27 protein-coding genes and 1 pseudogene are annotated in these 25,824 nt (G+C 65.1%); 15 read left to right on the top strand and 13 right to left on the bottom strand.

Features of this window, described 5'->3' with window-relative positions; genetic code table 11:
• Positions 1-72 precede the first annotated feature (72 nt).
• Both MU558_RS00605 and MU558_RS00600 read left to right on the top strand, forming a co-directional pair.
• A complete protein-coding gene (locus tag MU558_RS00605; RefSeq protein WP_246971011.1) occupies positions 73-2,304 on the top strand; it encodes a CDC48 family AAA ATPase in 2,232 nt (743 codons plus the stop codon).
• A gap of 370 nt (positions 2,305-2,674) precedes the next feature.
• Positions 2,675-2,953 (top strand): DUF8028 family protein, encoded by a 279-nt coding sequence (locus tag MU558_RS00600; RefSeq protein WP_246971009.1) that lies wholly within the window; start codon positions 2,675-2,677, stop codon positions 2,951-2,953.
• A gap of 73 nt (positions 2,954-3,026) precedes the next feature.
• Here MU558_RS00600 and MU558_RS00595 read toward each other — a convergent pair whose 3' ends face one another.
• Positions 3,027-3,953, bottom strand: a complete 927-nt coding sequence (locus MU558_RS00595; protein WP_246971007.1) for a DMT family transporter — start codon at positions 3,951-3,953, stop codon at positions 3,027-3,029.
• 660 nt (positions 3,954-4,613) lie between these two features.
• Between MU558_RS00595 and MU558_RS00590 the strand changes: the two genes are divergently transcribed.
• From MU558_RS00590 to MU558_RS00575, 4 genes are all read left to right on the top strand, one after another.
• The gene (locus tag MU558_RS00590) at positions 4,614-5,252 is read left to right on the top strand and encodes a ribonuclease H family protein (protein WP_246971004.1); all 639 of its coding nucleotides are present in this window, start codon (positions 4,614-4,616) and stop codon (positions 5,250-5,252) included.
• Positions 5,253-5,329: 77 nt separating this feature from the next.
• Entirely contained in the window at positions 5,330-5,782 is a 453-nt protein-coding gene (locus MU558_RS00585; protein ID WP_246971001.1) for a DUF2240 family protein, read from the top strand.
• A gap of 23 nt (positions 5,783-5,805) precedes the next feature.
• Positions 5,806-6,204: a DUF7993 family protein gene (locus tag MU558_RS00580; RefSeq protein ID WP_246970998.1), complete on the top strand. Its 399-nt coding sequence runs from the start codon at positions 5,806-5,808 to the stop codon at positions 6,202-6,204.
• A gap of 135 nt (positions 6,205-6,339) precedes the next feature.
• Positions 6,340-6,717, top strand: a complete 378-nt coding sequence (locus MU558_RS00575) for a MaoC/PaaZ C-terminal domain-containing protein (RefSeq protein ID WP_246970996.1) — start codon at positions 6,340-6,342, stop codon at positions 6,715-6,717.
• 106 nt (positions 6,718-6,823) lie between these two features.
• On the opposite strand, the gene MU558_RS00570 is transcribed toward MU558_RS00575, so the two are convergent.
• From MU558_RS00570 to MU558_RS00555, 4 genes are all read right to left on the bottom strand, one after another.
• Positions 6,824-8,074: an RNA-guided endonuclease InsQ/TnpB family protein gene (locus MU558_RS00570; protein ID WP_246970994.1), complete on the bottom strand. Its 1,251-nt coding sequence runs from the start codon at positions 8,072-8,074 to the stop codon at positions 6,824-6,826.
• 165 nt (positions 8,075-8,239) lie between these two features.
• Positions 8,240-8,899: an HAD family hydrolase gene (locus MU558_RS00565; RefSeq protein WP_246970992.1), complete on the bottom strand. Its 660-nt coding sequence runs from the start codon at positions 8,897-8,899 to the stop codon at positions 8,240-8,242.
• A 48-nt stretch (positions 8,900-8,947) separates the two neighbouring features.
• A complete protein-coding gene (locus MU558_RS00560) occupies positions 8,948-10,204 on the bottom strand; it encodes a cation:proton antiporter (RefSeq protein WP_246970990.1) in 1,257 nt (418 codons plus the stop codon).
• Between the two features lie 35 nt (positions 10,205-10,239).
• Positions 10,240-10,734, bottom strand: a complete 495-nt coding sequence (locus tag MU558_RS00555; RefSeq protein WP_246970988.1) for a cation:proton antiporter regulatory subunit — start codon at positions 10,732-10,734, stop codon at positions 10,240-10,242.
• A 209-nt stretch (positions 10,735-10,943) separates the two neighbouring features.
• On the opposite strand from MU558_RS00555, the gene MU558_RS00550 reads away from it, so the two are divergent.
• Positions 10,944-12,485 (top strand): TrkH family potassium uptake protein, encoded by a 1,542-nt coding sequence (locus tag MU558_RS00550; protein ID WP_246970986.1) that lies wholly within the window; start codon positions 10,944-10,946, stop codon positions 12,483-12,485.
• A gap of 154 nt (positions 12,486-12,639) precedes the next feature.
• The gene (pyrF, locus tag MU558_RS00545) at positions 12,640-13,440 is read left to right on the top strand and encodes an orotidine-5'-phosphate decarboxylase (protein ID WP_246970983.1); all 801 of its coding nucleotides are present in this window, start codon (positions 12,640-12,642) and stop codon (positions 13,438-13,440) included.
• Positions 13,441-13,485: 45 nt separating this feature from the next.
• Here pyrF and MU558_RS00540 read toward each other — a convergent pair whose 3' ends face one another.
• The 4 genes from MU558_RS00540 to MU558_RS00525 form a co-directional block, all read right to left on the bottom strand.
• A complete protein-coding gene (locus MU558_RS00540; RefSeq protein ID WP_246970980.1) occupies positions 13,486-14,283 on the bottom strand; it encodes a DUF2182 domain-containing protein in 798 nt (265 codons plus the stop codon).
• 36 nt (positions 14,284-14,319) lie between these two features.
• Positions 14,320-14,931 (bottom strand): DUF1326 domain-containing protein, encoded by a 612-nt coding sequence (locus MU558_RS00535; protein WP_246970978.1) that lies wholly within the window; start codon positions 14,929-14,931, stop codon positions 14,320-14,322.
• Between the two features lie 80 nt (positions 14,932-15,011).
• Positions 15,012-15,311 carry a hypothetical protein gene (locus tag MU558_RS00530; protein ID WP_246970975.1) on the bottom strand — a complete coding sequence of 100 codons (300 nt, stop codon included), beginning with the start codon at positions 15,309-15,311 and terminating at the stop codon, positions 15,012-15,014.
• Positions 15,311-15,490 carry a hypothetical protein gene (locus MU558_RS00525; protein ID WP_246970973.1) on the bottom strand — a complete coding sequence of 60 codons (180 nt, stop codon included), beginning with the start codon at positions 15,488-15,490 and terminating at the stop codon, positions 15,311-15,313. The genes MU558_RS00530 and MU558_RS00525 overlap by 1 nt, the downstream gene beginning before the upstream one ends.
• 148 nt (positions 15,491-15,638) lie before the next feature.
• Here MU558_RS00525 and MU558_RS00520 point away from each other — a divergent pair, with 148 nt between their 5' ends.
• Together MU558_RS00520 and MU558_RS00515 are read left to right on the top strand one after the other, a co-directional pair.
• On the top strand, positions 15,639-16,190 hold the full coding sequence (locus MU558_RS00520; RefSeq protein WP_246970971.1) for a J domain-containing protein: 552 nt from the start codon (positions 15,639-15,641) through the stop codon (positions 16,188-16,190).
• A 74-nt stretch (positions 16,191-16,264) separates the two neighbouring features.
• Positions 16,265-17,866 (top strand): GTPBP1 family GTP-binding protein, encoded by a 1,602-nt coding sequence (locus tag MU558_RS00515; protein ID WP_246970969.1) that lies wholly within the window; start codon positions 16,265-16,267, stop codon positions 17,864-17,866.
• Between the two features lie 8 nt (positions 17,867-17,874).
• Here the strand turns inward: MU558_RS00515 and MU558_RS00510 are convergent, their stop codons facing one another.
• The 3 genes and pseudogenes from MU558_RS00510 to MU558_RS00500 form a co-directional block, all read right to left on the bottom strand.
• Complete coding sequence (locus MU558_RS00510) at positions 17,875-18,375, bottom strand: double winged helix-containing putative transcriptional regulator (protein ID WP_246970967.1); 501 nt, start codon at positions 18,373-18,375, stop codon at positions 17,875-17,877.
• A 2-nt stretch (positions 18,376-18,377) separates the two neighbouring features.
• The gene (gene mch, locus MU558_RS00505; protein WP_246970965.1) at positions 18,378-19,310 is read right to left on the bottom strand and encodes a methenyltetrahydromethanopterin cyclohydrolase; all 933 of its coding nucleotides are present in this window, start codon (positions 19,308-19,310) and stop codon (positions 18,378-18,380) included.
• A gap of 76 nt (positions 19,311-19,386) precedes the next feature.
• Positions 19,387-19,597 (bottom strand): annotated as a pseudogene (locus tag MU558_RS00500) (heavy-metal-associated domain-containing protein).
• Between the two features lie 163 nt (positions 19,598-19,760).
• On the opposite strand from MU558_RS00500, the gene MU558_RS00495 reads away from it, so the two are divergent.
• The 5 genes from MU558_RS00495 (at position 19,761) to MU558_RS00475 (ending at position 25,333) form a co-directional block, all read left to right on the top strand.
• Positions 19,761-20,201 (top strand): universal stress protein, encoded by a 441-nt coding sequence (locus MU558_RS00495; protein WP_246970963.1) that lies wholly within the window; start codon positions 19,761-19,763, stop codon positions 20,199-20,201.
• Positions 20,202-20,358: 157 nt separating this feature from the next.
• Positions 20,359-21,555, top strand: coding sequence for an MFS transporter (locus MU558_RS00490; protein WP_246970960.1), 1,197 nt, complete (start codon positions 20,359-20,361; stop codon positions 21,553-21,555).
• Positions 21,556-21,601: 46 nt separating this feature from the next.
• Positions 21,602-21,973, top strand: coding sequence for a VOC family protein (locus tag MU558_RS00485; protein WP_246970957.1), 372 nt, complete (start codon positions 21,602-21,604; stop codon positions 21,971-21,973).
• A 260-nt stretch (positions 21,974-22,233) separates the two neighbouring features.
• Complete coding sequence (locus tag MU558_RS00480; protein WP_377071389.1) at positions 22,234-23,238, top strand: TAXI family TRAP transporter solute-binding subunit; 1,005 nt, start codon at positions 22,234-22,236, stop codon at positions 23,236-23,238.
• Between the two features lie 97 nt (positions 23,239-23,335).
• Positions 23,336-25,333 (top strand): TRAP transporter permease, encoded by a 1,998-nt coding sequence (locus MU558_RS00475; RefSeq protein ID WP_246970953.1) that lies wholly within the window; start codon positions 23,336-23,338, stop codon positions 25,331-25,333.
• Between the two features lie 134 nt (positions 25,334-25,467).
• On the opposite strand, the gene MU558_RS00470 is transcribed toward MU558_RS00475, so the two are convergent.
• Positions 25,468-25,782: an MTH1187 family thiamine-binding protein gene (locus MU558_RS00470; protein ID WP_246970951.1), complete on the bottom strand. Its 315-nt coding sequence runs from the start codon at positions 25,780-25,782 to the stop codon at positions 25,468-25,470.
• Between the last annotated feature and the right edge of the window lie 42 nt (positions 25,783-25,824).

The following is a 25,824-nucleotide window of genomic DNA, read 5'->3' as shown; positions in this document are numbered from 1 at the left end:
AAAACTCAACCCGAGCAAAAAACCTATCCGACCCCGAGTCGGAGTCACGAACATCGTCGCCACTTTGCAATCATGAATGAAGTCCAACTGGAGGTCGCGAAGGCGTACCCGAACGATTCGGGTCGTGGAATCGCCCGACTCGACCCGGACACGCTCCTGCATTTGAAGCTCAGTCCGGGCGATATCATCGAGATCGAAGGGGCCGATACCACCGCCGCGAAGGTGTGGCGGGCCGACCGGCAGGACTGGAACACCGATACGGTCCGCATCGACGGCTTCACCCGTCAGAACGCCGACGTCGGCATCGGAGAACGCGTCACTATCCGGAAAGCGGAGGCGACGAAAGCCAACAAGCTCGTCCTCGCTCCGCCAGAGGAGGCGTCGGTGCAGTTTGGCTCCGACGCTGCCGGGATGGTCAAACGCCAGATCCTCAAACGGCCCGTCGTCGGTCGCGACATCGTCCCCGTCATGTCCTCGACGAATCACCCGTTCATGCGATCCCCGGGCCAGGCCATCCCGCTGATCGCCGTCGAGACCGATCCCGAAGGCGTCGTCCTCATCACCGAGGACACCGACGTCGAACTCCGCGAGGAGCCGATCAGCGGCTTCGAGAAGACTGGCGGGGGGATTACCTACGAAGACATCGGCGGGCTCCAGGGTGAGATCCAGCGGGTCCGGGAGATGGTCGAACTCCCGATGAAACACCCCCAGATCTTCAAGAAACTGGGCATCGAGCCGCCACAGGGCGTCCTCCTGCACGGCCCGCCCGGGACGGGCAAGACCTTACTGGCGAAAGCAGTCGCCAACGAGACCTCCGCGAGTTTCTTCTCTATCGCCGGCCCCGAGATCATCTCGAAGTACTACGGCGAGTCCGAACAGCAACTCCGGGAGATCTTCGAGGACGCGAGCGAGGAGTCACCTGCGATCATCTTCATCGACGAACTCGACTCGATCGCGCCCAAACGCGAGGACGTCACCGGCGAGGTCGAACGCCGGGTCGTCGCCCAGCTGTTGACGATGATGGATGGCCTGGAGGCCAGGGGCCAGGTCATCGTCATCGCGGCGACCAACCGCGTCGATAGCGTCGACCCCGCCCTGCGCCGGCCGGGTCGGTTCGACCGCGAGATCGAGATCGGCGTCCCCGACGAGACGGGCCGCGAGGAGATCCTCCAGATCCACACCCGCGGGATGCCGCTGTCCGACGACGTCAACCTCTCGCACCTGGCCGACGAGACCCACGGCTTCGTCGGCGCGGACATCGAGTCGCTGACGAAGGAGGCGGCGATGAAGGCCCTGCGGCGGTACCTCCCCGAGATCGACCTGGACGAGGAGGACATCCCGCCGAGTCTCATCGATCGGATGATCGTCAAACGCGAGGACTTCCGCGGCGCGTTAAACGAGGTCGAACCGAGCGCGATGCGGGAGGTCCTCGTCGAACTCCCGAAGATCTCGTGGGACGACGTCGGCGGCCTCCACGAGGCCAAAGAACAGGTCCAGGAGAGCGTCGAGTGGCCGCTGTCGTCACCGGAGAAATTCGACCGGATGGGGATCGACCCGCCGGCCGGCGTCTTGCTGTACGGCCCGCCGGGGACGGGCAAGACGCTGATGGCCAAAGCGGTCGCCAACGAGACCAACGCCAACTTCATCTCCGTGCGCGGTCCGCAACTGCTCAGCAAGTGGGTCGGTGAGTCGGAGAAGGCGATCCGCCAGACCTTCCGGAAGGCCCGGCAGGTCTCCCCGACGGTGATCTTCTTCGACGAGCTCGACTCGCTGGCACCGGGCCGGGGCGGTGACGTCGGCTCCAACGTGAGCGAACGGGTTGTCAACCAGCTGCTGACGGAACTGGACGGCTTAGAGGAGATGGAGAACGTGATGGTCATCGGCGCGACCAACCGGCCTGATATGATCGATCCCGCACTGCTGCGCTCGGGTCGGTTCGACCGCCTCGTGATGATCGGCGAACCCGACACCGAGGGTCGCGAGCGCATCCTCGAGATCCACACCGACGATACGCCGCTTGCCGCCGACGTCAGCCTGCGAGAGATCGCCGAGATCACCGAAGGCTACGTCGGCTCCGACCTCGAGTCGATCGCCCGCGAGGCAGCCATCGAGGCCCTGCGCGAAGACGACGACGCCGACGTCGTCGAGATGCGCCACTTCCGAGCGGCCCTGGAGAACGTCCGCCCGACGATCACCGACGACATCTTAGACTACTACGAGCGGATGAAAGAGGAGTTCAAAGGCGGCACGAGTACGGTCGAACCCGGCGCTGGCCGCCGAGGCAGCCGGATCGGCTTCCAGTAGTCGGCCGCCGTTTTCGCGTCTCGTCACGACTCGAGTGTTCTGCCATCGGTTCGATGTCCTCTCAGAGCCGGCGTTCCGTCGGCAGGCACCGTCTTCTCCCGGTGATAATCACGGTGACGAACCTCTCAGATCGGTTACCACCGTCATAACGTCGCGATCGTTTGATTCAACGTGGTATTGCGTGTCATTCACTCACATTGATCCTGTAGAGAGTGGAGGGACGGTTATAAATCGTTTCGTTCGATCTCGAACTGTCTTTGGAACACGTTAACCGCCGTGTATTCGCGTGAATCGGCTACAACCTCTCGAAACGCTCGGGGGCATATATGTGACAGTATTAGGAAAATGTGATATGTCTCCAGGTGTTCCAATGCCGGGTTCCCCAACCACGCACGACCGCCCCACGTCCTCGGTTCGCGAGGCATCGTCTGACCCGAAGCAGTCCGACCAGGGCAGACTCGAGCGCGTCTCTCCAGCGCTTGCGAAACCAGTTCGAATGACGAGTTTCTGGACAGCGATCGTACTACCGTTCTTGCACGTCCCGTTGCTCGCGACGGGACTGTCGAACGCTGCCGAGACGTTCACGTTCGTCGGACTCCTCGCGTTGAATCTCGTCGCGCTCTACGTCGGCCACTCCTACCGCCGCTGATCGGCCCTCCGTTCTGTGCGTCCGCCTCTAACTACGAAATTCGAAGTAATTTGATTCGAGATAAAAAGTAACGCTACCCTCCCGAGCGTAGCCGTCGGACGTGGCTGAACTCCTCTCGCAGCGCCCGACGTTTGACGAGCACGAAACCGACGGCGATGACGACGAAGCCGGCCGCGGTCGCGACGTCGACGACCTCTCCGAGGTAGAGCCAGCCGAAGACGGCGGCGAAGATCGGCGCGACGTACGAGACCATGTTGATCTCGACGGCACCGAGGCGCTCGAGCAGGTCGAAATAAAGCAGGAAGCCGAGCGCGCTGGCGACGAGTGCGAGGTACGCGAGCGCGCCGAGCGCTTCGGGCTGGGTAAACGCCTCGAGGTCGACCGGTTCGCGGAGGGCGAGGCTCACGACGTGCATCACGACGGCGCCGCCGACCATCGACCAGGCTTCCATCGTCTCGATCGGCAAGGTGGCGTCGATGCGCCGGGTGAGGACGCTCCCGAGCGCGAACGACGCTGCGGCGAGGAAGACGAGCAGTTTCGCGACCACGTCGGTAGCGAGCAGGTTCGACGGGTCGGGACGAGCGATGATGGCGACGCCGACGAGTCCGATCAGGACGCCGACGACGCCTACCGACGACAGCGCGTCCGACGGCACGAGCGCCCGGGCGAAGCCGGTCGTCAGCACCGGCGAGAGGCTCACCAGCACGGCGGCTGCGGCCGCCGTCGTGTGCTGTTGGCCGACGAACAGGAACGCGTGATAGGCGGCGATCATCAGGACCGCACCGGCGGCGACCGTCGCCCACTGGTCGCGCCCTCGTGGGATCGGGTCGTCGACCGCGTAGGCCGCGTACCCGAGCATCAGGACGCCCGCGACGTCGTAGCGCAAGGCGGCGAACAGGACCGGCGGAAAGTACTCGAGTCCGGCGCTGATGGCGACGAAGGCCGTTCCCCAGACTGCAGCGAGCACCAGAAAGAGGACGAAGCTTCGATAGCGGCTCACAATCGGTGTCTCTCGTTCTCGCTCCTATCTGTTTCGCTTCGAAATGGCGTGGTCGTCGACGGTGGCTGCCAGTGTTTGACATCCTCCTCCGCGTTCACGCGGAGGAATCCCGAGCGGTGGGAGTTTCAGGTTTGCAGTCCAATCGGCGGACTACCAGCCCTTTTGGGTACGGGTAGTCCCACACTCTTGGACTGGTGGACTGCTGGCGGTGCCAAACCGCCGTTACTCCTATCCTCGACCGTGTACGGCGTCCCGGTGTTGTTTTTGCCACGGGGACGCCAGCAGGCGTCAGCAGAGTCGGAGGTATCGTGGTGCTCGCTTTGAGCAGTCGGCACGGACACACTCTTCTGGAATATGCGTTCACCGGCTGCCCTTTTCGGATATTGCCTCGTTACGTGGGCGGACAGGCCGCCTCCGTAGGACGGTTCGGAATCCGCTCCGTTCCGACCGATTCCTGCCTACTAAGGGGGTCGCCTGTCACTTAAACGTCATCGTGGCAAACTCGGAGAAGCATTTGAACGGTGGTCCGTTACCACAAGTGACGGCGCGTACCCACGCCGTGAACGGCGTGGTATTGCGCCTGTTTCCCCGTATAACTGTGTCATGCGAGACGTTACCGTAGACAGTACAGTTAAGTAGCCCTGTGGCTTACAGCCGATTATGGCCGCTCACGGCCGCCCCGCACTGCGGGATCTGTTCGACGAGTCGCCGACGCCCCACATCGCCCACCCCCCTCGCACCCATCACCGTGACTTCTACGTCGCCACCGACGGGTCTTTCCGCGAGTCTGGTGGGGGACTGGGTGCCGTGATCGAAACGCGCGACGGGACTCGCGTCGCTCGCGTCGCGACGACCGACACGCCGCCGGACAACAACGTCGCCGAGTACCGGGCGTTGCACCTCGGGCTCGACGTTCTCGCGGCTCGTGCCCCGCCCGACGCCCGTGTCGGCGTCCTCGTCGACCACGACGATCTCGCCAGCAACGTCAACAACGCCGTCCTCGCCGCCGGCCATCCGGATCGAAAGCCGCCGCGCCCGTTCTCGATCCCGCCGGCCAGCACGAACCACTGGCGTGGCATCCGCGCTCGAGTCAACGGCTTCGAGGAACTTCGCGTCGCGCGCATCGACAGCGACCAGAACCCCGCACACCCCCTCGCGAACGCACCCGATCAGTACGCACACGTCAACGACGAACTCGACCGGTGTGTCCTCCCGGAGTGTCCGGAACCCACGGCAGCGGAGTTTCCGCCGCCGTCGCGAGCGAACCGTAACGGCAGCGGTAGCCACGCCTCCGACTAGCGTCTGCTGGCTGTCGTTCGATCGTTCGATCCAGTAAATCGCCAGCGTTAACCCGACGGCTCGCAGATTCCGTGGCGATGAGCCTCCGCGTCGCCGTCGCAGCGCCGTTCAAACAGAACGGCACTCGAACGCTTCGAGAGAACGAGTTCGTCGTCGCGCTCTCGCTGGACAGAGACTGGTTCTCGCCCGACCAGTCGAAGCGACTGATCGACGTCGCGACCGAACGGGAACTCGTAGAGCGAGACGGTGCCGAACTCCGCGCTGCATTCGACCCCGCGGCGGTGACGGTCCCCGAGGAGTTCACCCCTGACGAAGACCTGCTGCGCGAGCGATCGGCGTTCGAGCAGGTGCTCGACGCGCTCGTGGCGGAGGGCCTCGAGAAACACGAGGCCGTCGGCGCGATCAACGCGTTGCAGGGCGACCTCGGCGTCACAATCGAGGTCGCAGCGGTCGTCTACGCTCGCCGACAGGGACTCGACGTCTCGGAACTCGTTCCCGTCGCGCGGTCGGCGCTGACCGAAGACGATTAACGACGGGCGACGGAGGGACGGGTATGGTCGAAGATCGGATCACGGACGGTCGACGCATCGCCGAACTGCTCGCCTCGGAGATCGACGGGCGCGAGGACGGCGAACTGGCCCACTTTGCCGTGACCAACGCCGACCGCGACGTCGAACCGACGGTCGACGGCACTCGCGCGTACGACGTCGAGCGAGACGGCGACCGCTTCGCACGCGCGTTCGTCCACGAAGACAGGGCTCACCTCGAGCTCGAGGCGGGTCGCGACGCGACGCTCGAGGCCGCCGAAGACGCCGACCTCCGGGTGCGACCGAAGGCGACGACGCCGCCGAAGACGCTTTTGTTCGTCGAGAGCGGTGCGGAGGTAAAGCGAGCGACGAGCGTCCTCGAGGCCGCGAGTCGGGCGGCTGGAACCGACGGAGACGACGAGTAGCTGCGAGCGGCGACGACGCGACGATCGGGGACGTCTCGAGGCTGCCGGCTGTGAGCCGGCGCGGCCTCGGCGACTCGTCCCCGGCCCGTATTTTTACGTGACCCGCCGCCGTCTGTCTCCCTCGAGTACGCTACGATGGATGTTCCCCGAGAAGGAGACGTTCACACGGTCGAGCGGACATTTACGACCGAGGACGTACGCCGGTTCGCAGAACTCTCCGGAGATACACAGCCCCAGCACGTCGAGCCCGACGAGGACGGTCGACTCGTGGTTCACGGACTGCTGACGGCGACGCTGCCGACCGCCATCGGCGGCGACCTCGAGGTGCTGGCCCACACGATGGAGTTTACGTTCCACCGGCCGGTCTACACGGGCGAGTCGATCACCTGCACGTGGACCACCGAGGACGTCGCGGAACGCGACGATCGCTACGAACTCGCGGTGTCGATCGCCTGTCGAAACGACGCCGACCTCGTGTTGAGTGGCTCGGTTACGGGACTGATCTGGAAGTGACATCCTCCTCGCCGTAAACGGAGAGGGATCGAAGATCCCTCAGGCAGTCGGGCTACGCCCGACGACGGCGAGGCTTCCCGTACCGCAGGTTGGGATATTTGCTGGTCTACGATACGGCCTGTTCTCTCGTTTTGAACGTCCCGCTCTCGCGGTCGAACAGGTGTACCGATGGCTGTGCCACACAGCCGTTACTCCTATCCTCACCGTGAGGACTCGGAGTTATCTTCTGACGCATATTCTCCGCCCCGTTACAATCCGCGTTCCCGACCAACTCGCACGACGAGCAGACGTACAGCCCACGTTCGACCCGGTTTGATTTCGTGTCGTCTCCACACCGTGAGCAGGTCTTCGACGTCTCCCACTCGTTCTCTTTCAGCACCTCGACACCACGAATCTCGCCCTTGTATTCGAGGTACTGGTAGATACGGTCAAACGCCCACGAGTGCAACTTCTTGTTACCGGTCTTGCCCCAGTCGGACTCTCGCACGTCTTCGGGCCAACTCACCGCGAGTGTTCCAACACCGCGTTCGACACACTCCGTGATGATGGTGTCCGTGAGAACGTGGTAGAAGTGTGTCTCTCGGTCAGCGAGTTTCCGGCGTGCCCACCTCGACTTCTCCGAGGGGCCGTTCTCCCCTTCGGTGTCGTACTCGGCACGTTTGAAGTAGTGCTTGTCCTGTTTGAGCGAGTTGCCTGGGTACAGGACGTACTCGTCGGGGAACGCGACCGTGGCGATGTTCTTGATGCCGAGGTCGATCCCTGCCACGCCATCTCCTGATGAGTCGTTGGTTTCGAGTTCGACTTTGCAGACGAAGTGCAGTTCCCACTCGTCGCCGTTCCAGACGGCTCGAACGTTCTGCACGCTGTTGACTTCTGTGAGGTCAACGTCTGGGCGTGTCAGGTACTCGCAGAGGATGAAGTCCGACCAGTTCTCTTTCAGGTTCGAGCCTTTCGAGAGGCGGACGCGGTTGTTCTCTGGATCGTGTTTGAACCCGTCTGCCTTGAACGTGACCGTACTCCTGGGGCGTGTGTCGCCATGTTTGCGGTAGCCGGGCGGATTCGCCTCGTCGTCCTTGTGTCGCAGGTCGAACCACGACTGAAAAGCGTCAGAAAGTTCTTCGGTGACTTTCTGACTGGATTGTGCGTTCAGGTCTTTCCAGCAGGGTTGGTTCTTCATGTACGCTTTCAGCGTTCCGTCATCGGGGATTTCGCCGGTTACCTCCCAGAGACGATCAGCTGTCCAGCGTGCGACGTTCCAGATCTTCGAGGCGGAGTCGCCGAGCGAATCGAGGCCATCGCTGACCTGCTGGTGGTTCTGGATGGAACCAACGTAGGTGCGCGTGACCTCAATCGCCATACATAGCCCATGTAGAGAAATTTACTTAATGGTTTGGGTTAACGTGGAATATCCGGTCTGCTGTCGAGCGGTGGTTCGCGTAGTTGAGTGACGCGATTCACGCCCGGCGTAAACGCCGGGATTCTCTCGCTGTAAGAAGATAGCTCGTCCCGTCGCCCTGTCGTCTCATTCGAGCCTGGCGACGACCGCCGGCACTTCCTCGGGAACGGCAGGCTGGTCGACGTGTGCGACCGCCCGCGGGTCTGGAGCGGGGCCGTCCTCGAGTAACACCTGGACGGCGTGCATGTCGGCGTTGGTCGCGCCATAGACGTCGGCTTCGACCTCGTCGCCGACGTACACCGCGTCCCCGGGGGCGACCTCGAGTTCGTCGAGCACCGCCTCGAACGCCCGTCGGTCGGGCTTGCCGGCCTCGAGTTCGCCGGTCACGACGGCGGCGTCGAACGTCTCCTCCCAGCCGAGCGTCTCGAGTTTGTCCCGCTGGGCGCGGACGGGGCCGTTCGTCAGCAGGCCGACGCGGTACTCGCGTCCGAGGTCCTCGAGCATCGCCTCGACGCCGGGAACGGGCGCGAGCGCGTCGGCGATCGTCTCCCGGTAGGCCGCGGCGACCGCACCGGGGTCGACGTCCGCGTCGCAGTCCTCGAGCAGGTCGGCGAAGATCGGGCGGCGGGTCTCGCGGGTGAGGTTGTGCCGGTGTGCCTCGAGGTAGGCCTCGCGCGAGAGCGGCGGTGCACCGGCCGTCCGCGCCGCCTCGGCGAGGATCGTTTCGCGGTCCCGGTCGGGGACCGCCAGGGTGTAATCGAGGTCGAAGACGACCGCCCGTGGCATGTGTCTACGCATACGGCCGAGAGGATTTGAAGATGTCTGTTCTGCGCGTTAGACCGTCCCGTCCGACTCGAGCCACGGGACGACGCGCGACTCGATCGGACTCGAGTACTGCATGAGCGAGGTCCCGAGGATACTCATTACCAGGACGTAGCCGACCGCAAAGGCGTAGATCGTGTTTGCAACGTCTTCCGGAAGGCCCTCGCCGGCGCCGGTGAGGGCGATGCTCGCGATGATCAGCGAGAACTCCCCGCGCGTGACCATGCCGAGTGCGACCCGCGTCGACCGGCGCGCGTCGAGGTCGTAGATACGCCCGCCGAGGTAGCCGCTCGCGAGTTTCGTCGGCGTCGTCACGAGCGCCGCGATCGCGACGAGCGACGCCACGCCGGCGAACAGCGTCGGGTCGGTGACCAGCCCGATCCAGAAGAAGAAGACGGCGGCGAAGGTGTCCCGAACGGGCTCTAACAGTCGCTCGAGTTCGTGGACGTGGTCGGTCGAGCTGAACGCCATGCCGACGAAGAAGGCGGCGACGGCCTCACTGACGCCGAGGGCGAGCGCACCGCCAGCGATCAGGGCGGTGATGCCGACCGCCCGGAGGACGACGAACTCGTTCGAGTCGGTGTCGAGGCTACGCTGGAACAGCGCCGTGCCGAAGTACACGAGCAGGGAGAGCCCGAGCAGGAACGCCATCGCGAGGCCGATCGACCGTGCGGCCTCGCCGACGCTCCCCCCGCCGAGGACGAGCGCGGCCGCGATCGAGAGGTAGACGGCGATGACGAGATCCTCGAAGACGAGCGTGCCGAGCATCGGATTGGCCTCGTCGTTTGCGATCCAGCCGAGGTCGATCAGCGACTTGGTGATGATCGCAGACGAGGAGATGTAGACGACGCCCGCGACGAGGAAGGCGGGCAGGAACGCCCGAAAGAGCGCGTACCCGACGACCAGGCCGACGCCGAAGTTGACGACCAGGTCGACGACGCCGGCTCTCCCGATGCGGTCTCTGGCCGCCAGGAGCCGGTCGACGTTGAACTCGAGGCCGAGGAACAAAAGCAGGAAGACGATCCCGAGTTCGGCTCCGAGAGCGACGAAGTCGGTCTCGGCGAGCGCGAGGGAAGATCCGTGCGGCACGGCGTCGGTCCCGAGGAGCGCGGGGAAGTCGAGTCGTCCGAGGACGTGCGGGCCGAGTCCCATGCCGACGAGGATGTAAAACGGGATGACCGACTGATCGATCCGGTTCGCCACGAGGCCGGCGAGCGCGACGGCCCCGAAGAGGACGCCGACGTCGACCAGGGCGGTTTCAGTAGCCACTCTGTCTCACCTCCGACGGTGTCGTCATCGTTCGGTCACTGTTCGTCGCTGCTCCCGAGTCGTTTTTCGAACTCTTTGCAGTCCTCGCGCGAGCCGACGACGACGAGCGTGTCCCCGACCTCGATTCTCGTCTCGGGCGTCGGCGGCGTGATCACCTCGTCGTCACGCTGGATCGCGATGATCGAGACGCCGGTCTCCTCGCGAATCCTGGCGTCGCCGATGGTCTGGCCGGCGAGTTCGCCGTCCGACGCGACGCTGTACCACTCGATGTACGTCCCCTCGGTGAGCAGCGTCTCGACGCGCTCCGTCTCGACGGGCTGGAAGTACGCCCCCTCGAGTATCGTCCCGACCGTCCGGGCGAGCCGATCCGACAGTTCGAAGAGTTTGTCGGAGTCGGCGTCGGCCTCCGGCTTCAGGAACACCTCCCGCTTGCCCGTGTTGTGCGTGACGACGACGAGCCGCTCCCCGTCCTCGAGTTCGATCTCGTACTTCTTTCCCACGCCGGGGAGGTCGCTCTCGTAGACCGTCATACGAAGACGACGGGCGGGAGACATAATAAAACGCGTGACGACGGGACGGCCAGACCGGTCGCGCTGGCGCTTCGAGACGATCCGCGGCAAACGAGTCACAGCGTTTATGAGTGGTCTGCGAGTCTACGCAGATACGGCAGACCGCGCCGACGTCGACCGGCGGGGTGTGGACGCAGTTCGACGACACCGTTCGATCCAGACGAGAACCGATGAGCAGGAACCTACACGTCGATTATCGCTCGAGTGTCAGTTACGTCGGGACGGTACTGAAGTACCTCTCGCTGACGCTCCTGTTTCCGACCGCCGTCGCAGTGTACTACCGCGAGAGCCCCGTGCCGTTTCTCGTCGCGCTGGTCGTCGCCGTCGCGGTCGGGCTGGCGCTCGAGCGCCTCGAACCGGAGCCGATGCTCGGCCACCGGGAAGCGTTCTTGCTGGTCTCGCTCACCTGGCTGGTCGTGCCCCTCGTCGGGACGATCCCGTACCTCGTCGCCGGTCAGGGGACCGTCGCCCACCCGGTGGACGCGCTGTTCGAGAGCATGAGCGGGTTTACGACGACCGGCGCGACGGTTCTCGGCGAGATTTCCGTCGAACGCCACTCCCGGTCGATGCTGCTGTGGCGACAGCTCACCCAGTGGCTCGGCGGCATGGGAATTCTCGTGTTGATGGTCGCGATCCTCTCGGAGCTGTCGGTCGGTGGCACCCAGCTCATCCGGGAGGAGGCCCCCGGCATCGAGGTCGAGAAGCTCACGCCGCGCATTCGAGACACGGCGCGGGCGCTCTGGGCGATCTACGCCGGGTTCACCGTCCTCGCCGTCGCCGTCTACTACGGGCTTCACCTCGTGGGGCTGGCCCCGAACATGACCTTCTACAACGCGGTCGCACACGCGCTCACGACGTTGCCCACGGGCGGGTTCTCGCCCGAGGCGCGAAGCGTCGAGGCGTTCACGCCGGCCGTCCAGTGGGCCGTCATGCTGTTTATGATCGTCGCGGGGACGAACTTCGCGCTGTACTGGTACGCGGTACGGGGCCAGCCCGACCGACTGCAGCGAAACCCCGAGTTCCGCACGTACCTCTTCGCGATGGGCGTCGTCGGCGTCCTCCTGTCTGGCCTGCTGTTTCTGGGCGTCGGCCTCGCCGAGACGCCGGCGATCGACCCGCTCCCGGGCGACCTCGAGCACTCGCTTCGTCAGGGGCTCTTCCAGGCGATCGCGATCGTGACGACGACCGGCTACGCGAGCATGGACTTCAACACCTGGGACCCGTCGACGAAGGTGATCCTCCTGTTCGCGATGTTCCTCGGAGGATCGGCCGGTTCGGCGGCCGGCTCCGTCAAGATCGTCCGCTGGTACGTCATCCAGGCCTCGATGCACCGCGAGATGTTCAAGATCGTCCACCCGCAGGCGGTGCGTCCGGTTCGAATGGGCAAGGCTGGTGACGTCGTCGACGAGGACACGATCCACAGCATCTTCGTCTTCGTCGGGCTGTTCCTGACGCTGTTCGTGGTCTCGACCGTCCTCCTGTTTCTCGACGCCCATCGCACGGGACTGTCGCTGTCGGCGCTCGAGGCGACGAGCGCCACGATCGCGACGCTCGGGAACGTCGGCCCGGGGTTCGGCCTCGTCGGGCCGATGGAGAGCTACTACCCGTTCTCGAACGCAGCGAAACTCTACATGGTGTTTCTCATGTGGATCGGCCGCCTCGAGATCCTCTCCGTGCTCGTCATCTTCACGCCGGCGTACTGGCGGTCGTGACCGTGACGTGGCGTGCACGCGAAGGTCGACCGCTCGTCGACCATCCGTGACGTCGAGGCGGCCGTCGCCGATCGACTCGCGTCTCGAGTGTCCCCCGAACCGGGCCACGGTCGGGTTCGTAACCTACTTGGAACGCACGCGCGCTACCTCGTTCATGAACTTCTTCGACCGGCTGCACGACCGCATCCGGACGGTCGACAGCGTCGTCTCGGTCGGTCTCGACCCCGACCTGGATCGCATCCCCGATCACCTGCGCGACCACGACCTCCCCCGGTGGGCGTTCAACCGCCGGATCATCGACGCCACCCACGAACACGCCGCCGTCTTCAAGCCCAACGCCGCCTTCTACGAGGACCCCGACGGCTGGCGCGCACTCGAGGAGACGATCGCCTACGCCCACGGCAAGGACGTCCCCGTCCTGCTGGACGCGAAACGAGCGGACATCGGAAACACGGCCCGCCAGTACGCGAAGACCCTCGAGACGGCCGACGCGATCACCGTCAACCCCTACATGGGACGGGACTCGCTGCAGCCGTTTCTCGCCGACGAGGAGTCGGGCGTCTTCGTCCTCTGTCGGACCTCGAACCCCGGCGGGGCCGACCTGCAGGACCTCGAACTCGAGACGGGTGAACCGCTCTACGAGCGTGTCGCCGCCCTCGCCGACCTCTGGAACGAGAACGACAACGTCGGCCTCGTCGTCGGCGCGACGAAGCCAGAAGAACTCGAGGACCTCCGCGAGCAGGTGCCCGACCTGCCGTTTCTCGTCCCCGGCGTCGGTGCCCAGGGTGGCGACGCCGAGGCCGCCGTCGAATACGGCCTCGCAAACGGCGTCGGCCTCGTCAACTCCTCGCGCGGGATCATCTTCGCCGGTGAAGACGCAGGTGAGGAGTTCGCCGCCGTCTCCGGGCAGGCTGCAAAGCGGCTGAAACAGCGGTTGAATCAGTACCGCGACTGATCGGCGCGTGGAAACCGGTCGTCGCCTCGACGACCACGCCGGTCCCTACATCGTCGCGGTCACGACGACGGCGATACCGGTGACACCAGCGAGAACGCCGACCGCCCGCGCCAGCTGTTCTCCCCGCGCGACCGTCCGCTCGAGCGAGAGCGCGACTGCGATGAGCGCCATCCAGACGACGTTCATCGAGCCCACGATCACCATGAACGCGAACAGCGCCCAGCAACACCCGACACAGAACACGCCGAACTGCCAGCTCGTCCGGACGGCACCGCGAACCCCCGATCGGTGGTGGCTCATGAGAAAGCCGAGCGGCGACCGACAGTATCGCAGGCACCGGTACTTGTACGGCGAGAGCTGATAGCCCGACAGGAGGAGCAACGTCCCGCCCATCAGGAGTCCGCCGTGGGCGTTCGCGAGGGTGGCGATCGGCACCAGCGCGTTGACGGCGAGCGGGACGACTCCCGTCAGCGTCCACACGAGCGAGTACGTTCCGACGAACGCCCCGACGCGTACCGCTTTCCCCGCGGTCGTCGTTCCCTCGAGCGTCCTGGCGTATAGCCGAAACAGCGGGACCGACGACGGGTACATCATGGCGATCATCATCACGCCCCACATGCCCAGGTAGAGGCCGATACCTGTCGCGCCGTTCGAGAGTGCCATCGCCTCCGGCACTCCCGGATCGGACATTCGCATCCCCGTGCCCATCTCGCCGCCTGGCATCGGAAGCCAGCGGCCGACGACTGCCGTCCACGCGAGCAGCGCGGTCACGTAGGTAACGAGCGCGACGATCGGGCCGGGACGGACGCGAACCCAGTCTCGAAACGAATCACGTGTCCCCATGGCTGATCGGTTGGATCGGTGCCCCGCCCGCCCTCATCAGGCGTTCGCCAGTTCGAAGTCGCCGAGGTAGGCGTTGTTCTCCGAGACGTCCCACGTGAACCGGTCGTCGTAGGAGACGGTCGCCGTCGTCGACTTGCCGGTCTGCATCTCGTGGTTTGCCGTCAGCGGGTGGGGTGCGATCGTGCCGACTTCCTCGTTGAACCCGACCACACCGCTCGCGTCCATCTCGACGACGTCCCCGACCTCGACGGCGAAGTCCGATCCGTCCCTGGAGAACCTGATCGGCACGGTCGCGACGTCGGCGGACCTGACGTGCGCGTCGGCGACGGCCGCCCAGATTCCGCCGGCGCGACCGAAGTAGATGTCCTCGAGGGCCTCGCGCTGGTCGTCGTCGGCCGTCTCGTCGACGAGGAGTACGACGTCCCACTCCGTCTCGGGATTGAACATGACGCCCTCCTCTGTCGAGATGAGCATCCCGACGTCTAACCCGTCCAGGTCCACGTCGCCGTAGCGTCCCTCTTCGATGTGCCACGCCAGCGAGGCGTTACAGACGCCGTCGTCCGGTTGCTCCATCCAGATACACTGGCACGCGACGTCGCAGTTGCAGGCTTCGACGTAGTCCCCCTTGAGGGTCCATTCCTGCGTCATTGGTGAAAACCATGGCACACGACAACGTGCAACACGATAAAGCTATCACCCCCCTCACTGCGCCAGAACTGGCGGCGCTCTCACCGCTCACTCGCAGTGACGCCGACGCGATCCCCTCTGGTCGAGTCGTCGTCGCACTCGAGTCCGACGACGCGGCCGGCGATCCGGTCGTCGACGATCCGGCCGACGATCTCGACCTCGACCGGGTCAGTGGGCGGGCGTTCCTCGAGCCGCTCTACCCCCTCGACGACGGCGACGTCCATCGGACTCGCGGCGTACGGGTGGTCGGCGACGAGCAGGTCGTCTCGTTGCTCGAGTTCGAGACAGAACGTCTCGCCGATGGCGAGCGACTCCGACAGCAGGTCGCGAATCGAGACCATCAGAACCGGTAGGTGTCGGTCTCGTCTCGCTCTCGAGCGGGCCGCGCCTGGGCGGCGCAGTCTGCACACAGGCCGAGGTCGGCGTCGTAGTGTACCTCACAGACGAGGGCCCCGCAGTTGTCACACCGGTGTTCGGCGGAGCGGGATTCGCAAATCTGGCACAGGCCAGTGATGCTCATGGCGAGACGTACGGTCTCGAGCGGCTTGAAACCGGGCCGTAGTCACCACCTCGCGGCGCGAACGCAACCCGCCTCGAGGTGCGACCTCGTCGCCGCCTATCCGGCCGTTGGCGTGAACTTTAGGAGTGTGCACTCCGAAGAATAGGTCGTGCAACGGTCGCCGTTCGTTCTCGCATTGGCCGCGGTGTTCGCAGGCATGGCAGCGCTGCTGGTAGGCGGCGCTGCCGTCAGTGGTCAGCCGTTCGCGCTGGTCGTCGCCGTCCCGCTCGGACTGACCAGTTACTTCATGTACTACCACGGCAGCGGGAAACTCGCGGAGGCAGTTTACCAGCGACAGCAGGGCCGCCGTCGCGACGACTTCGAGTCGCAATCTCGCACTCGATCGCGTGGGGGTTTCGGTGCGGGACCGCGCTCGCGCGGACGTGCTCGCACTCGAGCCGAACGCGAGGCGCGTGCCCGGTTCGGCGTCGGGGCCGACTCGAGAGCACGCAGGGGCGGTGCCCGGAATCGTCCACCCCGCCCGGAGCAGGGCCCGTCGCGTGCCGAAGCCCGGAAGGTACTCGGCGTCAGCACCGACGCCGATCCCGCGGAGATCAAACGCGCCTACCGCCAGAAGGTCAAGGAGGTCCACCCCGACCGCGGCGGCGACGAGGAGACGTTCAAACGTGTGACCGCAGCGTACGAGCGTCTCAACGACTAGCTCGGGACCGCAACTGTGTCATCGATTGACGAACGACGGGAAGCCTTTTGCTGTGTGGCCCTCTAGCGGGGCACATGAGCCGTGACCGGGCCCTGCTGGAGCGGGCCCTGGAACGTGGCGAACAGGACGGTGGCAGCATCGAGTTCAAGGAACGACTCCTGCAGGACGTCCACCTCGCGGACGGCCGACGGGAGAGTCTGGCCGCCCAGCTTCGACACCGCGTTCTCTCCGGCGACGGCGAGGCGACGTACGTCGTCGGTGTGACCGACGACGGCGGCCTCGCTGGTATCGATCCCGACACCTTCTCCGAGACGATGGACGTCCTCTCGCTGCTGGCCGAGGAGGCCGGTGCCCACATCGACGACGTCCAGACGTGGGGCGTCAAAGACGGACTCGTCGGCGTCGCGACGATCTGTGACGGTGCCGTTCTCGAGACCGACGACGAACACGTCGTCGTCGGGACGGCCGGCCACGTTGACCACGGCAAGAGCACGCTGGTCGGGTCGCTGATCACCGGAACCGCGGACGACGGCGACGGCGGGACGCGGGCGTACCTCGACGTCCAGCCCCACGAGGTCGAACGGGGGCTCTCCGCCGACCTCTCGTACGCCGTCTACGGCTTCGACGACGACGGGCCGGTCCACGTGCGAAACCCCGACCGCAAGGCCGACCGCGCACAGGTCGTCGAGGAGGCCGACCGCCTCGTCTCCTTCGTCGACACCGTTGGCCACGAGCCGTGGCTGCGGACGACGATTCGCGGACTCGTCGGGCAGAAACTCGACTACGGCCTGCTCGTGGTCGCCGCAGACGACGGACCGACCCGGACCACGCGCGAACACCTGGGCGTCTTGCTCGCCACCGACCTCCCGACGATCGTCGCGCTCACCAAGACCGACCTCGTCGACGACGAGCGGGTCGCCGAGGTCGAACGCGAGGTCGAGCGCCTGCTGCGCGACGTCGGCAAATCCCCACTGCGGATCGAGCGCCACGGCGTCGACGCGGCCGTCGAGGAGATCGGCGACACCGTCGTCCCGATCGTCGAGACCAGCGCCGTCACGATGGCGGGACTCGAGACGCTCGACGAACTGTTCGATCGCCTCCCGAAGACCACCGACGACGACGGCGAGTTCCGGATGTACGTCGACCGAAGCTACTCCGTCACCGGCGTCGGTGCGGTCGCCTCCGGCACCGTGATGGCCGGCGAGGTCGAGGCCGGGGACGACCTCCTGCTCGGCCCGATGCCCGACGGTCACTTCGAGGAAGTCGAAGTGCGCTCGATCGAGATGCACTACCACCGTGTCGACCGGGCACAGGCCGGCCGGATCGTCGGCATCGCGCTCAAGGGGATCAAAGAGTCCGTCATCGAGCGCGGAATGGTTCTTCTCCCCGCCGACGCCGACCCCACGCCGGTCCGCGAGTTCGAGGCCGAGGTGATGGTGCTCAACCACCCGACCCGGATCGGCGACGGCTACGAACCCGTCGTCCACCTCGAGACGATCGGCGAGGCCGCGGCGTTCTACCCCGAAGACGGCCGCCTCCTGCCGGGCGACAGCGGGAAGACCCGCGTTCGGTTCAAGTTCCGGCCGTACCTGGTCGAGGAGGGACAGAAGTTCGTCTTCCGTGAGGGCCGGAGCAAGGGCGTCGGGACGGTGACTGACGTCGACCCGGTCGACTGACGGGCCGACTACGCCGCCGTCCGTTCGCGACGATACCCGCTTTCGCTACGCTCGGCGAGATCCAGCACGACCGCCCACTCGAGGATCCGCTCGACGCGCTCGCGCCAGATCTCGTCGACCCGGTCGCCGTACCGGTACTGCTCGTACTGGGGAATCTTCTCGCGAAATCGTTCGTACACTTCGTCGGCCGCCAGCGGCCCGTCGGCGGCCTCGAGCGTCTCGAGGACGTCCTCGACGCCGTAGATCTGTTCGCGAACCGTTCGACGCAGGTCCTCGGGGTCCGGATCGCGCTGCGTCCGGGTGAATCCGGACGACCCCTCCTCTGCCAGCCCGAGCGCACGCAGGAAGGTGAGCCATGTCCGGGCCTCGTCTCGCGGCGCGATCTCGGTCCGGCGCATGATCCGCGCACAGCAGTCGTCCTCGTTCGCGGGGATCAGCGGCACCGCCTGCTGGACGGCCGCGACAGACTCGAGGTCCTCGGGCGCCTCGGGAACGAGTTTGAACTGCACGGTTACAGGTCGAAGGAGTCGGCGACCAGCGACTCGTTCGTCTCGCCGTAGACGTGCGTCGGACCGCCCAGCACGTCGACGGTGACTTTCGCCGGGGCGAACAGCTCCGCGGGCGTCTCCGCGAACGACCACTCGAGATCCTCGAAGATTTCGGCGAACGGCCGGCCGTGTTCGTCGGCTGCAGTCGAGGGAATCTCGTCGAAGCGGTCGAACTCCTCCCGGACGACGAGGTGGGCCGTCCCGCCGTATGCGAGCGCGTCGTTCGTCCGCGCGATGGCCGCTCGTTCGTCGGCCGCGACGGGTGCGACCGGCGCACGGCCGGAGGCCGAGACGACGTCGAGCGGGTCGTAGCCCAGTTCGGCCAGCCGGAACGTGGCGAGTTCGGCGGCTCGAGCCGCGTTCGTGACGCTCCCGACGAGGCTCGCGGTCGGGTAAGCGAGCAGGAAGACCCCGTTCGTCTCGACGTCGGCGAAGTCGGCGACCTGTTCGGCTGCCGCCTCGGTCGGGTGCTCGTCGGTCTCGACGGCGAGTGCGGTCAGGTCGAATGCGTCCGTGTAGCCGATCCGCTGGAACTCGTCCTCCTCGGCGACGAGCGCGCGGGCCGGACCGCTGCCGAGTCCCTCGAAGTCATCGGTCGCCAGCTCCCAGCCGGCCTTCTGGGAACACAACAGCGCGAGCGCAGGCTGGTCCGTCGAGAGCTCTACGTGCGGGATCGGTGCACCGTCGAGCTCCGCCAGCTCCCGCGACGGCGTCGCCAGCCCCGCCGTCTGAATCTCGGCCGCCAGCAGACCCGCCTCGAGTCCACCGTCGAACTCGACGCCGAAGTCGAGCACCGTCGCCTCGTTCTCGAGTTCGTACGCGCCGACGTTCAGCTCCTCGGCGTACTCGAGGGCTTCGTCGACCAGCTCGATCGCCATCCGGTTGAGACTCTCCATGAACGGAGGTTCTCCCTCCCGCCTAAAACAGTTTGCCAGTTCGTCTGTTGGCGAGACGCGTCGGGCGACGTGCCCGTCAGTCCGCCACGTCGTATCCGGCGTCCTCGATCGCGTCGCCGATCGCGGCCTCGTCGACCGTCGACGGGTCGTGTTCGACGCGGAATCTCGTCGCGCTCGTGGTCTGCCGTCGCCGAGGAGACGCCCGAAATCGCCTCGAGTGCGTCGCGGACGTTCTGTTCGCAGCCGCCACAGGCCATGCCGTCGACCTCGAGTGTCGTCTGTTCCATATCGTGACTCTCGTCCGATCTGTTTTGAGCGTTCTGCTCTCGTCTGCTGGCCGGAAGGCGATTCCTTTTGGGCCATCGAGGCACGGCGTCGTCGACTGGATCGGTCGCGCTCGCCCGGCCCGCTTTGGGGAGTTTGATATATCTCCTCTCTGTGGTGGCGCACATGTACCGCGTACTGCTGCCGATCGACGCCGACGAAGCGCGAGCGAGTGCACAGGCGGAGGCAGTCCTCGATCTGCCACGGAGCGCCGACGAGGTGCGCGTCGACGTCCTGTACGTTTACGAGGAGATCGACGCGCCAGCCGACGAAGCCGGGTCGTCGTACATCGACGAGATCAACGCGAACATCGAAGACCTCCAGGGACTCCCGGACACCGCAGATCTCGTCACCGACCTGTTCGCCGACGCCGGCGTCGAGTCGACCATCCACGACGTCGCCGGCGATCCGGCATCCGCCATCCTCGAGCTGGCAGGCGAGTTCGACGTCGACACGATCGTCCTCGGCGCACGACGTCGATCGCCCGTCGGGAAGGTACTGTTCGGGAGCGTTACCCAGGCAGTCATCCTCGACAGCGACCGGCCGGTGACCGTCGTTCCGGTGTGACCGCCGTTCCCCGCCGTGGCGACGCCGGTGGCAGTACGCATCCGGCCACTTGTGTACCGTTCGTGGCGAGACGGACTACTCGAGTGAAGACGATGAGAGACGACCAGAGAAACGACAACGCCAGTCGACTGGAATCCGAAGCACAGGTACGCAGACGATGAGCGGCGTGTTCGAAACCGGTGTTCGAGTCCGAGGGTGGAAGGGGTACACGGCGCTAATCCTCCTCTGGCAGGTTACCGCCAGCGTCTGCTTTTACGCGATGTACGCGGTGACGCCGTTCGTCAGGGACGAGTTCGGCGTCTCGGCGACGTTCGTGGGCGTGATGTTGACGGCGCTGACGTTCGGGTATACGCTCTTTCTGGTCCCGGTCGGGTCGATCACCGACGAGTACGGCGAGGATCGGGTGCTGGTCGTCGGACTGGTCGGCCTCGGAGTGGGCGCGGCCGGGGTCACGCTTGCACCGTCGTACCTCGCGCTGCTCGGTGCGGTGTTCGTGCTCGGTGCGTTCTACGCGACGGCGATGCCGGGGACCAACAAGGCCGTGTTCAACGCGATTCCGCCCGAGCGGCTCAACACGTCGATGGGGATCAAGCAGGTGGGCGTCACCGCCGGAAGCGGGATCAGCGCCGTCCTCGTCCCGTGGTTCGGCGCGACGCGATTCGGCTGGGAGGTCGCCTTCCTGCTCGCAACGGCGGCCGCAGCGATCGTGAGCGTCGTTTTCTGGGCGGTCTACGAGGCGAGCGGCGACGGCGGCGATACCGACTCGGTCGGCATTCGGAGCCACTTCCGGAACCGGGCGTACGCACTGTTGACGGCTGCGGGCTTCTTCCTCGGGGCGGGGCTGTTTACGACGATCGGGTACACGATCCTCTACGTCGAAGAAGCCGTCGGCGCGAGCGTCGTCTTCGCGGGTCTCACTCTCGCCGCTGCACAGGTCTTCGGGAGCGTGGGTCGCGTCGGCTTCGGCTGGCTCGCCGACAGGCTCTCGGTGCCGCTTACGACCTCGACGCTGTACATCCTCGTCTCGCAGGCGGGCGCGTCGTTCCTGCTCTTTCTTGCGGTCACGGTCGTCGACACGCCACCGCTCGCGCTCGTCCTCTTTTCGCTACTCGGCTTTTTCATCCTCGGCTTCACGGGGATCTACTACTCGTGTATCGGATCGCTCGTCCCCACCGAGGGTGTCGGCAGTGCGACCGCGGGCGGCCAGATCGCGCTCAACTGCGGGGCCTTGCTCGCACCGCCGGCGTTTGGCTACCTCGTCGACGTCCGTGGGTACGCGACGGCGTGGACGATGTTGGCTCTGGCGGCGCTCGTGGCGCTCGTCCTGCTCGTGGCCCTCGTCTATCGCCACTAGCGGGCGATCTGCGAACTCTTATAATCGGTCCAGATACAGCGTCTCTATGGAGCTCATTCACACCGCACTGTGGGTCGACGACATCGACGCGGCGAAAACGTTCTACCTCGACGTGCTCGACCTCGAGAACACGTGGGGATTCACCGGCGACGACGGCGTCGAGAACGTCTACGTCGGCACTCCCGACGGCGCGGAGATCCAGTTCAAACACGATCCCGACGAAACTGCTCCCGAACCCGCGGGTATCGATCACGTCGCGATCGGCGTCGAGGACACGGATTCGGTCGTCGACCGCGTCCGCAAGGAGACCGACTGTGCGATACTCGAGGAACCGACGACGATGACCGAGATCGATCGGCGAGTGGCGTTTGTCCGAGATCCGAACGGATACGTCGTCGAGTTCGTTCAACGCGTCTGAATTTTGCGTGAAATCTGACGTCGGTAACCGTTCGACGAGTGAATTTGATATTTATCTGGGTATTGATGATATTACTCGGGAGCCGGAGCCGGCTTCAGCACGAGTATATTGCTTGAAATTTCGTGGATACCCACACCTATAGGCGAATATTGATGTAGATATTTAACGATTTTCTACTCGGAATTCAATATGCTTAAATCGGAGAGGCGTCTGGATCAGTCCAGATGGCAACGATGAACTCATCTACCCGACGTGATATGTTGAAGGGAATCGGTGCAGCAGGCGTCATTAGCCTTGCAGGCTGTCTCGGTAGCGACGATACGATTACCGTGACGATCGGTGCGACGTCGCAGAACAGTTCGAGTCAGGCGGCTGCTCAGGCGCTCGCTCGCGGTCTCAACGAACACAGCGACACGGTGCGGGTCGATCCGCAGGTCACGAGCGGATGGACGGCGAACCTCCAGGAGTACGACGGCGGCAACATCCCGGCGATGGCCGTCGACAACAATTCGCTGTCGAAGGCGATGAACGAGGAGGGGCCTTTCGCGGACAATCCCGTCGACGAGTTGCCGATGCAGGGGTTCGTTTTCACGCAACTCCAGATCTACTGGGTCGCGACCGAGGACTCGGGCATCGAGTCGACCGCCGACCTCGCCGAGGGCGGCTACACGATCTACCCGATCCAGCCCGGCTTCGGTACCCGGCTCCTGACCGAGGAAGTGATCCAGCGTGCCGGCCTCTGGGAGGACAACGAAATCTACAACGGTGACACGACGGACGTTCCCGGCACCGTCGAGGAGGGCAACGTCGACGCACTGTGTGTCTACGGCGCCAACGGCGTCGACCTCTCGGGCTGGGTCCAGGAAGTCGACGCGCGTGCGGACGGTCTTCGGGCGATCGAAGTCGACGAGAACTTCGAGCAGGCAATCGACGACACGCCCGGCGCGCTCAAGCAGACGTTCGAACCCTACGGCTGGAACCAGGACGTCACCGGGATCACGAACGAAGTCACTAGCTGGGCACTGGCCGCCCAGTGGGCGTTCGGTCCGGATATCCCCGCCGAGGCGACGAAAGAAATCGCTCGCGTCGCCAGCGAACACCACGATACGCTCCGCGAGTCCGACCCGACGACGCTCGACCACTCCGACCCCGAAACGATGACCGCGGCGGTCATGGAGGGCCTCGAGGTCCACCCGGGCGTCGCCGACTTCTTCGATGAGGAAGGCGTCTGGGACGACGCCTGGACCCGCGGCGAAGCCGAGTAACGGGCGTTAAACTGCATCATCGATTGTTTAGCTATGCTGATAACTGATAGACAGTCAACTGCTGGCGGCATCGCGCGCACGATAAGGTGAAATAGGTATGGGTACTCTCGATACCGAACGGAACCAGCGACCTCTCGACACCGTACTCACTATCGGTGCACTCCTCTTCTGGGTCGGCGTCATCGCCTACGCCCACACCCAGATGATCGCTACGGCCAAGTACGGGATCGCGTTCCTCGGGGGTGTTCTGATCCTGTACGTCATCGACGACCTGCGGGACGTCATCGAAGAGGAGAACTATCTCTCGCTGGCGTTGCTCGCGGTCTCGTCCGTCGTAATCGTCATCACGACGGCGTACATGTTCTCCAACTTCAAGTCGTTGTACCAGGAGACCCTCGGAACTGCGACGACCCCCCAGCTCGCGCTCGCACTCGCGTTCACGCTCGTGATCGTTTACCTGACCTGGCGGTCGTTCGGAATGACCTTCCTGGTCGTTTTGCTCGCCGGGATCGCGTACGGGCTGTTCGGTGACCTCGTTCCGGGTATGCTCGGACACGGTGGAATCACCCCCGAACGGATGCTCCGGACGCTCGTCCTCGAGGTCCAGGGCTTCTTCGGATCGCTCAACCGCCTCGTCGCGACCTGGATCGCCCTGTTCTTGCTGTACGCCGGTCTGCTCAAAGGGTACGGCGCGTTCGACCTCATCCTGCGACTCGCGGTCCGTTCGGCGAAGTACGTGAGTTCGGGCGTCGCACAGACGGCGGTCATCGCGAGCGCCGTCATCGGCTCTGTCAACGGGAGCCAGACCGCAAACGCCGGGATGACCGGTTCGTTCACGATCCCGATGATGAAAGAAAACGGCGTCAAACCGGCGACCGCAGGCGGAATCGAAGCGGTCGCGTCGACGTCGGGACAGGTGCTGCCGCCCGTCATGGGTGCGGCGGCGTTCATCATGGGCTCGCTGATCATGGAGATCACGTACGTCGACGTGATCGTCGCGGGACTCATCCCCGCGGCCATCCTCGTCGTCTCGATCGCCGTCGCGGTCCACTACGTGGCGGCACCCCAGATCGACGATCCCGAGATGGAAGGCTACTTCGAGGAGGCGAAGTCGACCGGCGAATTAGCCTTCGACGGTCTCAAGTTCCTCATCCCGCTCGCCGTCCTCATCTACGTGCTCGGGATCATCCAGTACACGGTCCAGACTGCCGCGCTCTACACCACGATCGCGATGATCGCGACCGGGACGACGTTCCCGATCGTGAAATCCGTCTACAAGGGCTCGGACGTGACGGCGGCGTTCGTCGACGTCCTCAAGCAAACCGTCGACGGTGCTCGCGAGGGTGCAGTGGTTCTCGCGCCGGTCGCGATCATCCTCGCGGCAATCAACGGCGTCGTCGACATCCTGATGACCACCGGCGTCCCGACGTCGATCTCGCTCGCGCTGATGGACCTCTCCGGTGGTGTCCTGCTCGTCGCGGCGATCATGTCGATGGTCATCTGTATCATTCTCGGCCTGGGAATGCCGACCACCGCGGCCTACACCGTCGTGGCACTGCTGGTCGCGCCGACGCTGGTGAACCAGTTCATGCTCCCCGATCTCGCGGCCCACTACTTCGTGTTCTACGCGGCGATCCTCGCGGGACTGACGCCGCCGATCGCCACGTGCGCCGCCGTCGCCTGCGGCATCGCAGGGGCGGACTTCATGGAGACGGCCTGGGAAGGGCTCAAGATCTCGGCACCGCTTTACGTCCTCCCGTTCGTCTTCATCTACCACCCCGAGGTCGTCTCGGGCGAGTTCACCACGGCCTCACTGTCCGCCGGATTCATCGCCATGCTCGGTGCCCTGGCGATCATCCACGGGATCAACTACCGGTTCTCCTTCGGCCGAGGCGGCACCGCGGGTTCCCGGGTCATCTTCTTCGTCCTGGGTATCGTGGCCATGGTCCACCCCGATCTGTTCGTCCAGATCGGCGCGCTCGTCGCTGCCATCGGCCTCTACGCGGTCCAGAAGGTTGTCGGTGAACCCGAACTCGATGCGGCGGGGGCTACCGCGACCGACGGACGGAGCGATCCGTCCGACACCAACCGGTAACGCTCGAGTCGGTCGGACTCCACTCTTTCGCCGTTTCTCCGCGATCGACCGGATTCCCACGACGTCGTCGCTCCCCAGCGCTGTGGCTCCGATCGCATTCGAACGAGAAAATCCGCGGCGGCGATTCCCGGACGTTACTCGTCGCGATTCGTCGCTTCTCTCCCGAGGTGTTCCTCCACCGCCGCGACTTTCTCCTCGGCGGTTCCCTCACTCGTTCGTTTGTCGTCGATCTTCAACACCGTACTCACCCGGTCTGCGTCGACTGCCTCGTGGGCCGCCCGTGCGGCGGCGAACAGTTCGGCGACGTCGTCGGCTTCGATCGTCGTCCCCATCGGCGTCGTCTCGTAGGCGACGTCGAACTCGTCGAGTGCGTCGACTGCCTTCGCGACCTCGCCGGCCATACTCCCCTCGACGACCGGTGCGACGCTCAGAAACGCGATGACCGTCATACGAACCTCGAGAACGTCGAGGGGAAAAGACCTGTCGGAGGG

The sequence above is a fragment of the Natribaculum luteum genome (genome assembly GCF_023008545.1).
Classification (GTDB): Archaea; Halobacteriota; Halobacteria; order Halobacteriales; family Natrialbaceae; genus Natribaculum; species Natribaculum luteum.
Note: the sequence above shows the minus strand (reverse complement) of the source record. Positions and strands in the feature narration are given on the sequence as shown.

Bases quoted from the DNA above. Each gene is read 5' to 3' on its own strand.
- MU558_RS00605 (WP_246971011.1), top strand. From the start codon at position 73: ATGAATGAAGTCCAACTGGAGGTCGCGAAGGCGTACCCGAACGATTCG.
- MU558_RS00600 (WP_246971009.1), top strand. From the start codon at position 2,675: ATGCCGGGTTCCCCAACCACGCACGACCGCCCCACGTCCTCGGTTCGC.
- MU558_RS00590 (WP_246971004.1), top strand. From the start codon at position 4,614: ATGGCCGCTCACGGCCGCCCCGCACTGCGGGATCTGTTCGACGAGTCG.
- MU558_RS00585 (WP_246971001.1), top strand. From the start codon at position 5,330: ATGAGCCTCCGCGTCGCCGTCGCAGCGCCGTTCAAACAGAACGGCACT.
- MU558_RS00580 (WP_246970998.1), top strand. From the start codon at position 5,806: ATGGTCGAAGATCGGATCACGGACGGTCGACGCATCGCCGAACTGCTC.
- MU558_RS00575 (WP_246970996.1), top strand. From the start codon at position 6,340: ATGGATGTTCCCCGAGAAGGAGACGTTCACACGGTCGAGCGGACATTT.
- MU558_RS00570 (WP_246970994.1), bottom strand. From the start codon at position 8,074: ATGGCGATTGAGGTCACGCGCACCTACGTTGGTTCCATCCAGAACCAC.
- MU558_RS00565 (WP_246970992.1), bottom strand. From the start codon at position 8,899: ATGCCACGGGCGGTCGTCTTCGACCTCGATTACACCCTGGCGGTCCCC.
- MU558_RS00555 (WP_246970988.1), bottom strand. From the start codon at position 10,734: ATGACGGTCTACGAGAGCGACCTCCCCGGCGTGGGAAAGAAGTACGAG.
- MU558_RS00550 (WP_246970986.1), top strand. From the start codon at position 10,944: ATGAGCAGGAACCTACACGTCGATTATCGCTCGAGTGTCAGTTACGTC.
- pyrF (WP_246970983.1), top strand. From the start codon at position 12,640: ATGAACTTCTTCGACCGGCTGCACGACCGCATCCGGACGGTCGACAGC.
- MU558_RS00540 (WP_246970980.1), bottom strand. From the start codon at position 14,283: ATGGGGACACGTGATTCGTTTCGAGACTGGGTTCGCGTCCGTCCCGGC.
- MU558_RS00535 (WP_246970978.1), bottom strand. From the start codon at position 14,931: ATGACGCAGGAATGGACCCTCAAGGGGGACTACGTCGAAGCCTGCAAC.
- MU558_RS00530 (WP_246970975.1), bottom strand. From the start codon at position 15,311: ATGGTCTCGATTCGCGACCTGCTGTCGGAGTCGCTCGCCATCGGCGAG.
- MU558_RS00525 (WP_246970973.1), bottom strand. From the start codon at position 15,490: ATGAGCATCACTGGCCTGTGCCAGATTTGCGAATCCCGCTCCGCCGAA.
- MU558_RS00515 (WP_246970969.1), top strand. From the start codon at position 16,265: ATGAGCCGTGACCGGGCCCTGCTGGAGCGGGCCCTGGAACGTGGCGAA.
- mch (WP_246970965.1), bottom strand. From the start codon at position 19,310: ATGGAGAGTCTCAACCGGATGGCGATCGAGCTGGTCGACGAAGCCCTC.
- MU558_RS00495 (WP_246970963.1), top strand. From the start codon at position 19,761: ATGTACCGCGTACTGCTGCCGATCGACGCCGACGAAGCGCGAGCGAGT.
- MU558_RS00490 (WP_246970960.1), top strand. From the start codon at position 20,359: ATGAGCGGCGTGTTCGAAACCGGTGTTCGAGTCCGAGGGTGGAAGGGG.
- MU558_RS00485 (WP_246970957.1), top strand. From the start codon at position 21,602: ATGGAGCTCATTCACACCGCACTGTGGGTCGACGACATCGACGCGGCG.
- MU558_RS00475 (WP_246970953.1), top strand. From the start codon at position 23,336: ATGGGTACTCTCGATACCGAACGGAACCAGCGACCTCTCGACACCGTA.
- MU558_RS00470 (WP_246970951.1), bottom strand. From the start codon at position 25,782: ATGACGGTCATCGCGTTTCTGAGCGTCGCACCGGTCGTCGAGGGGAGT.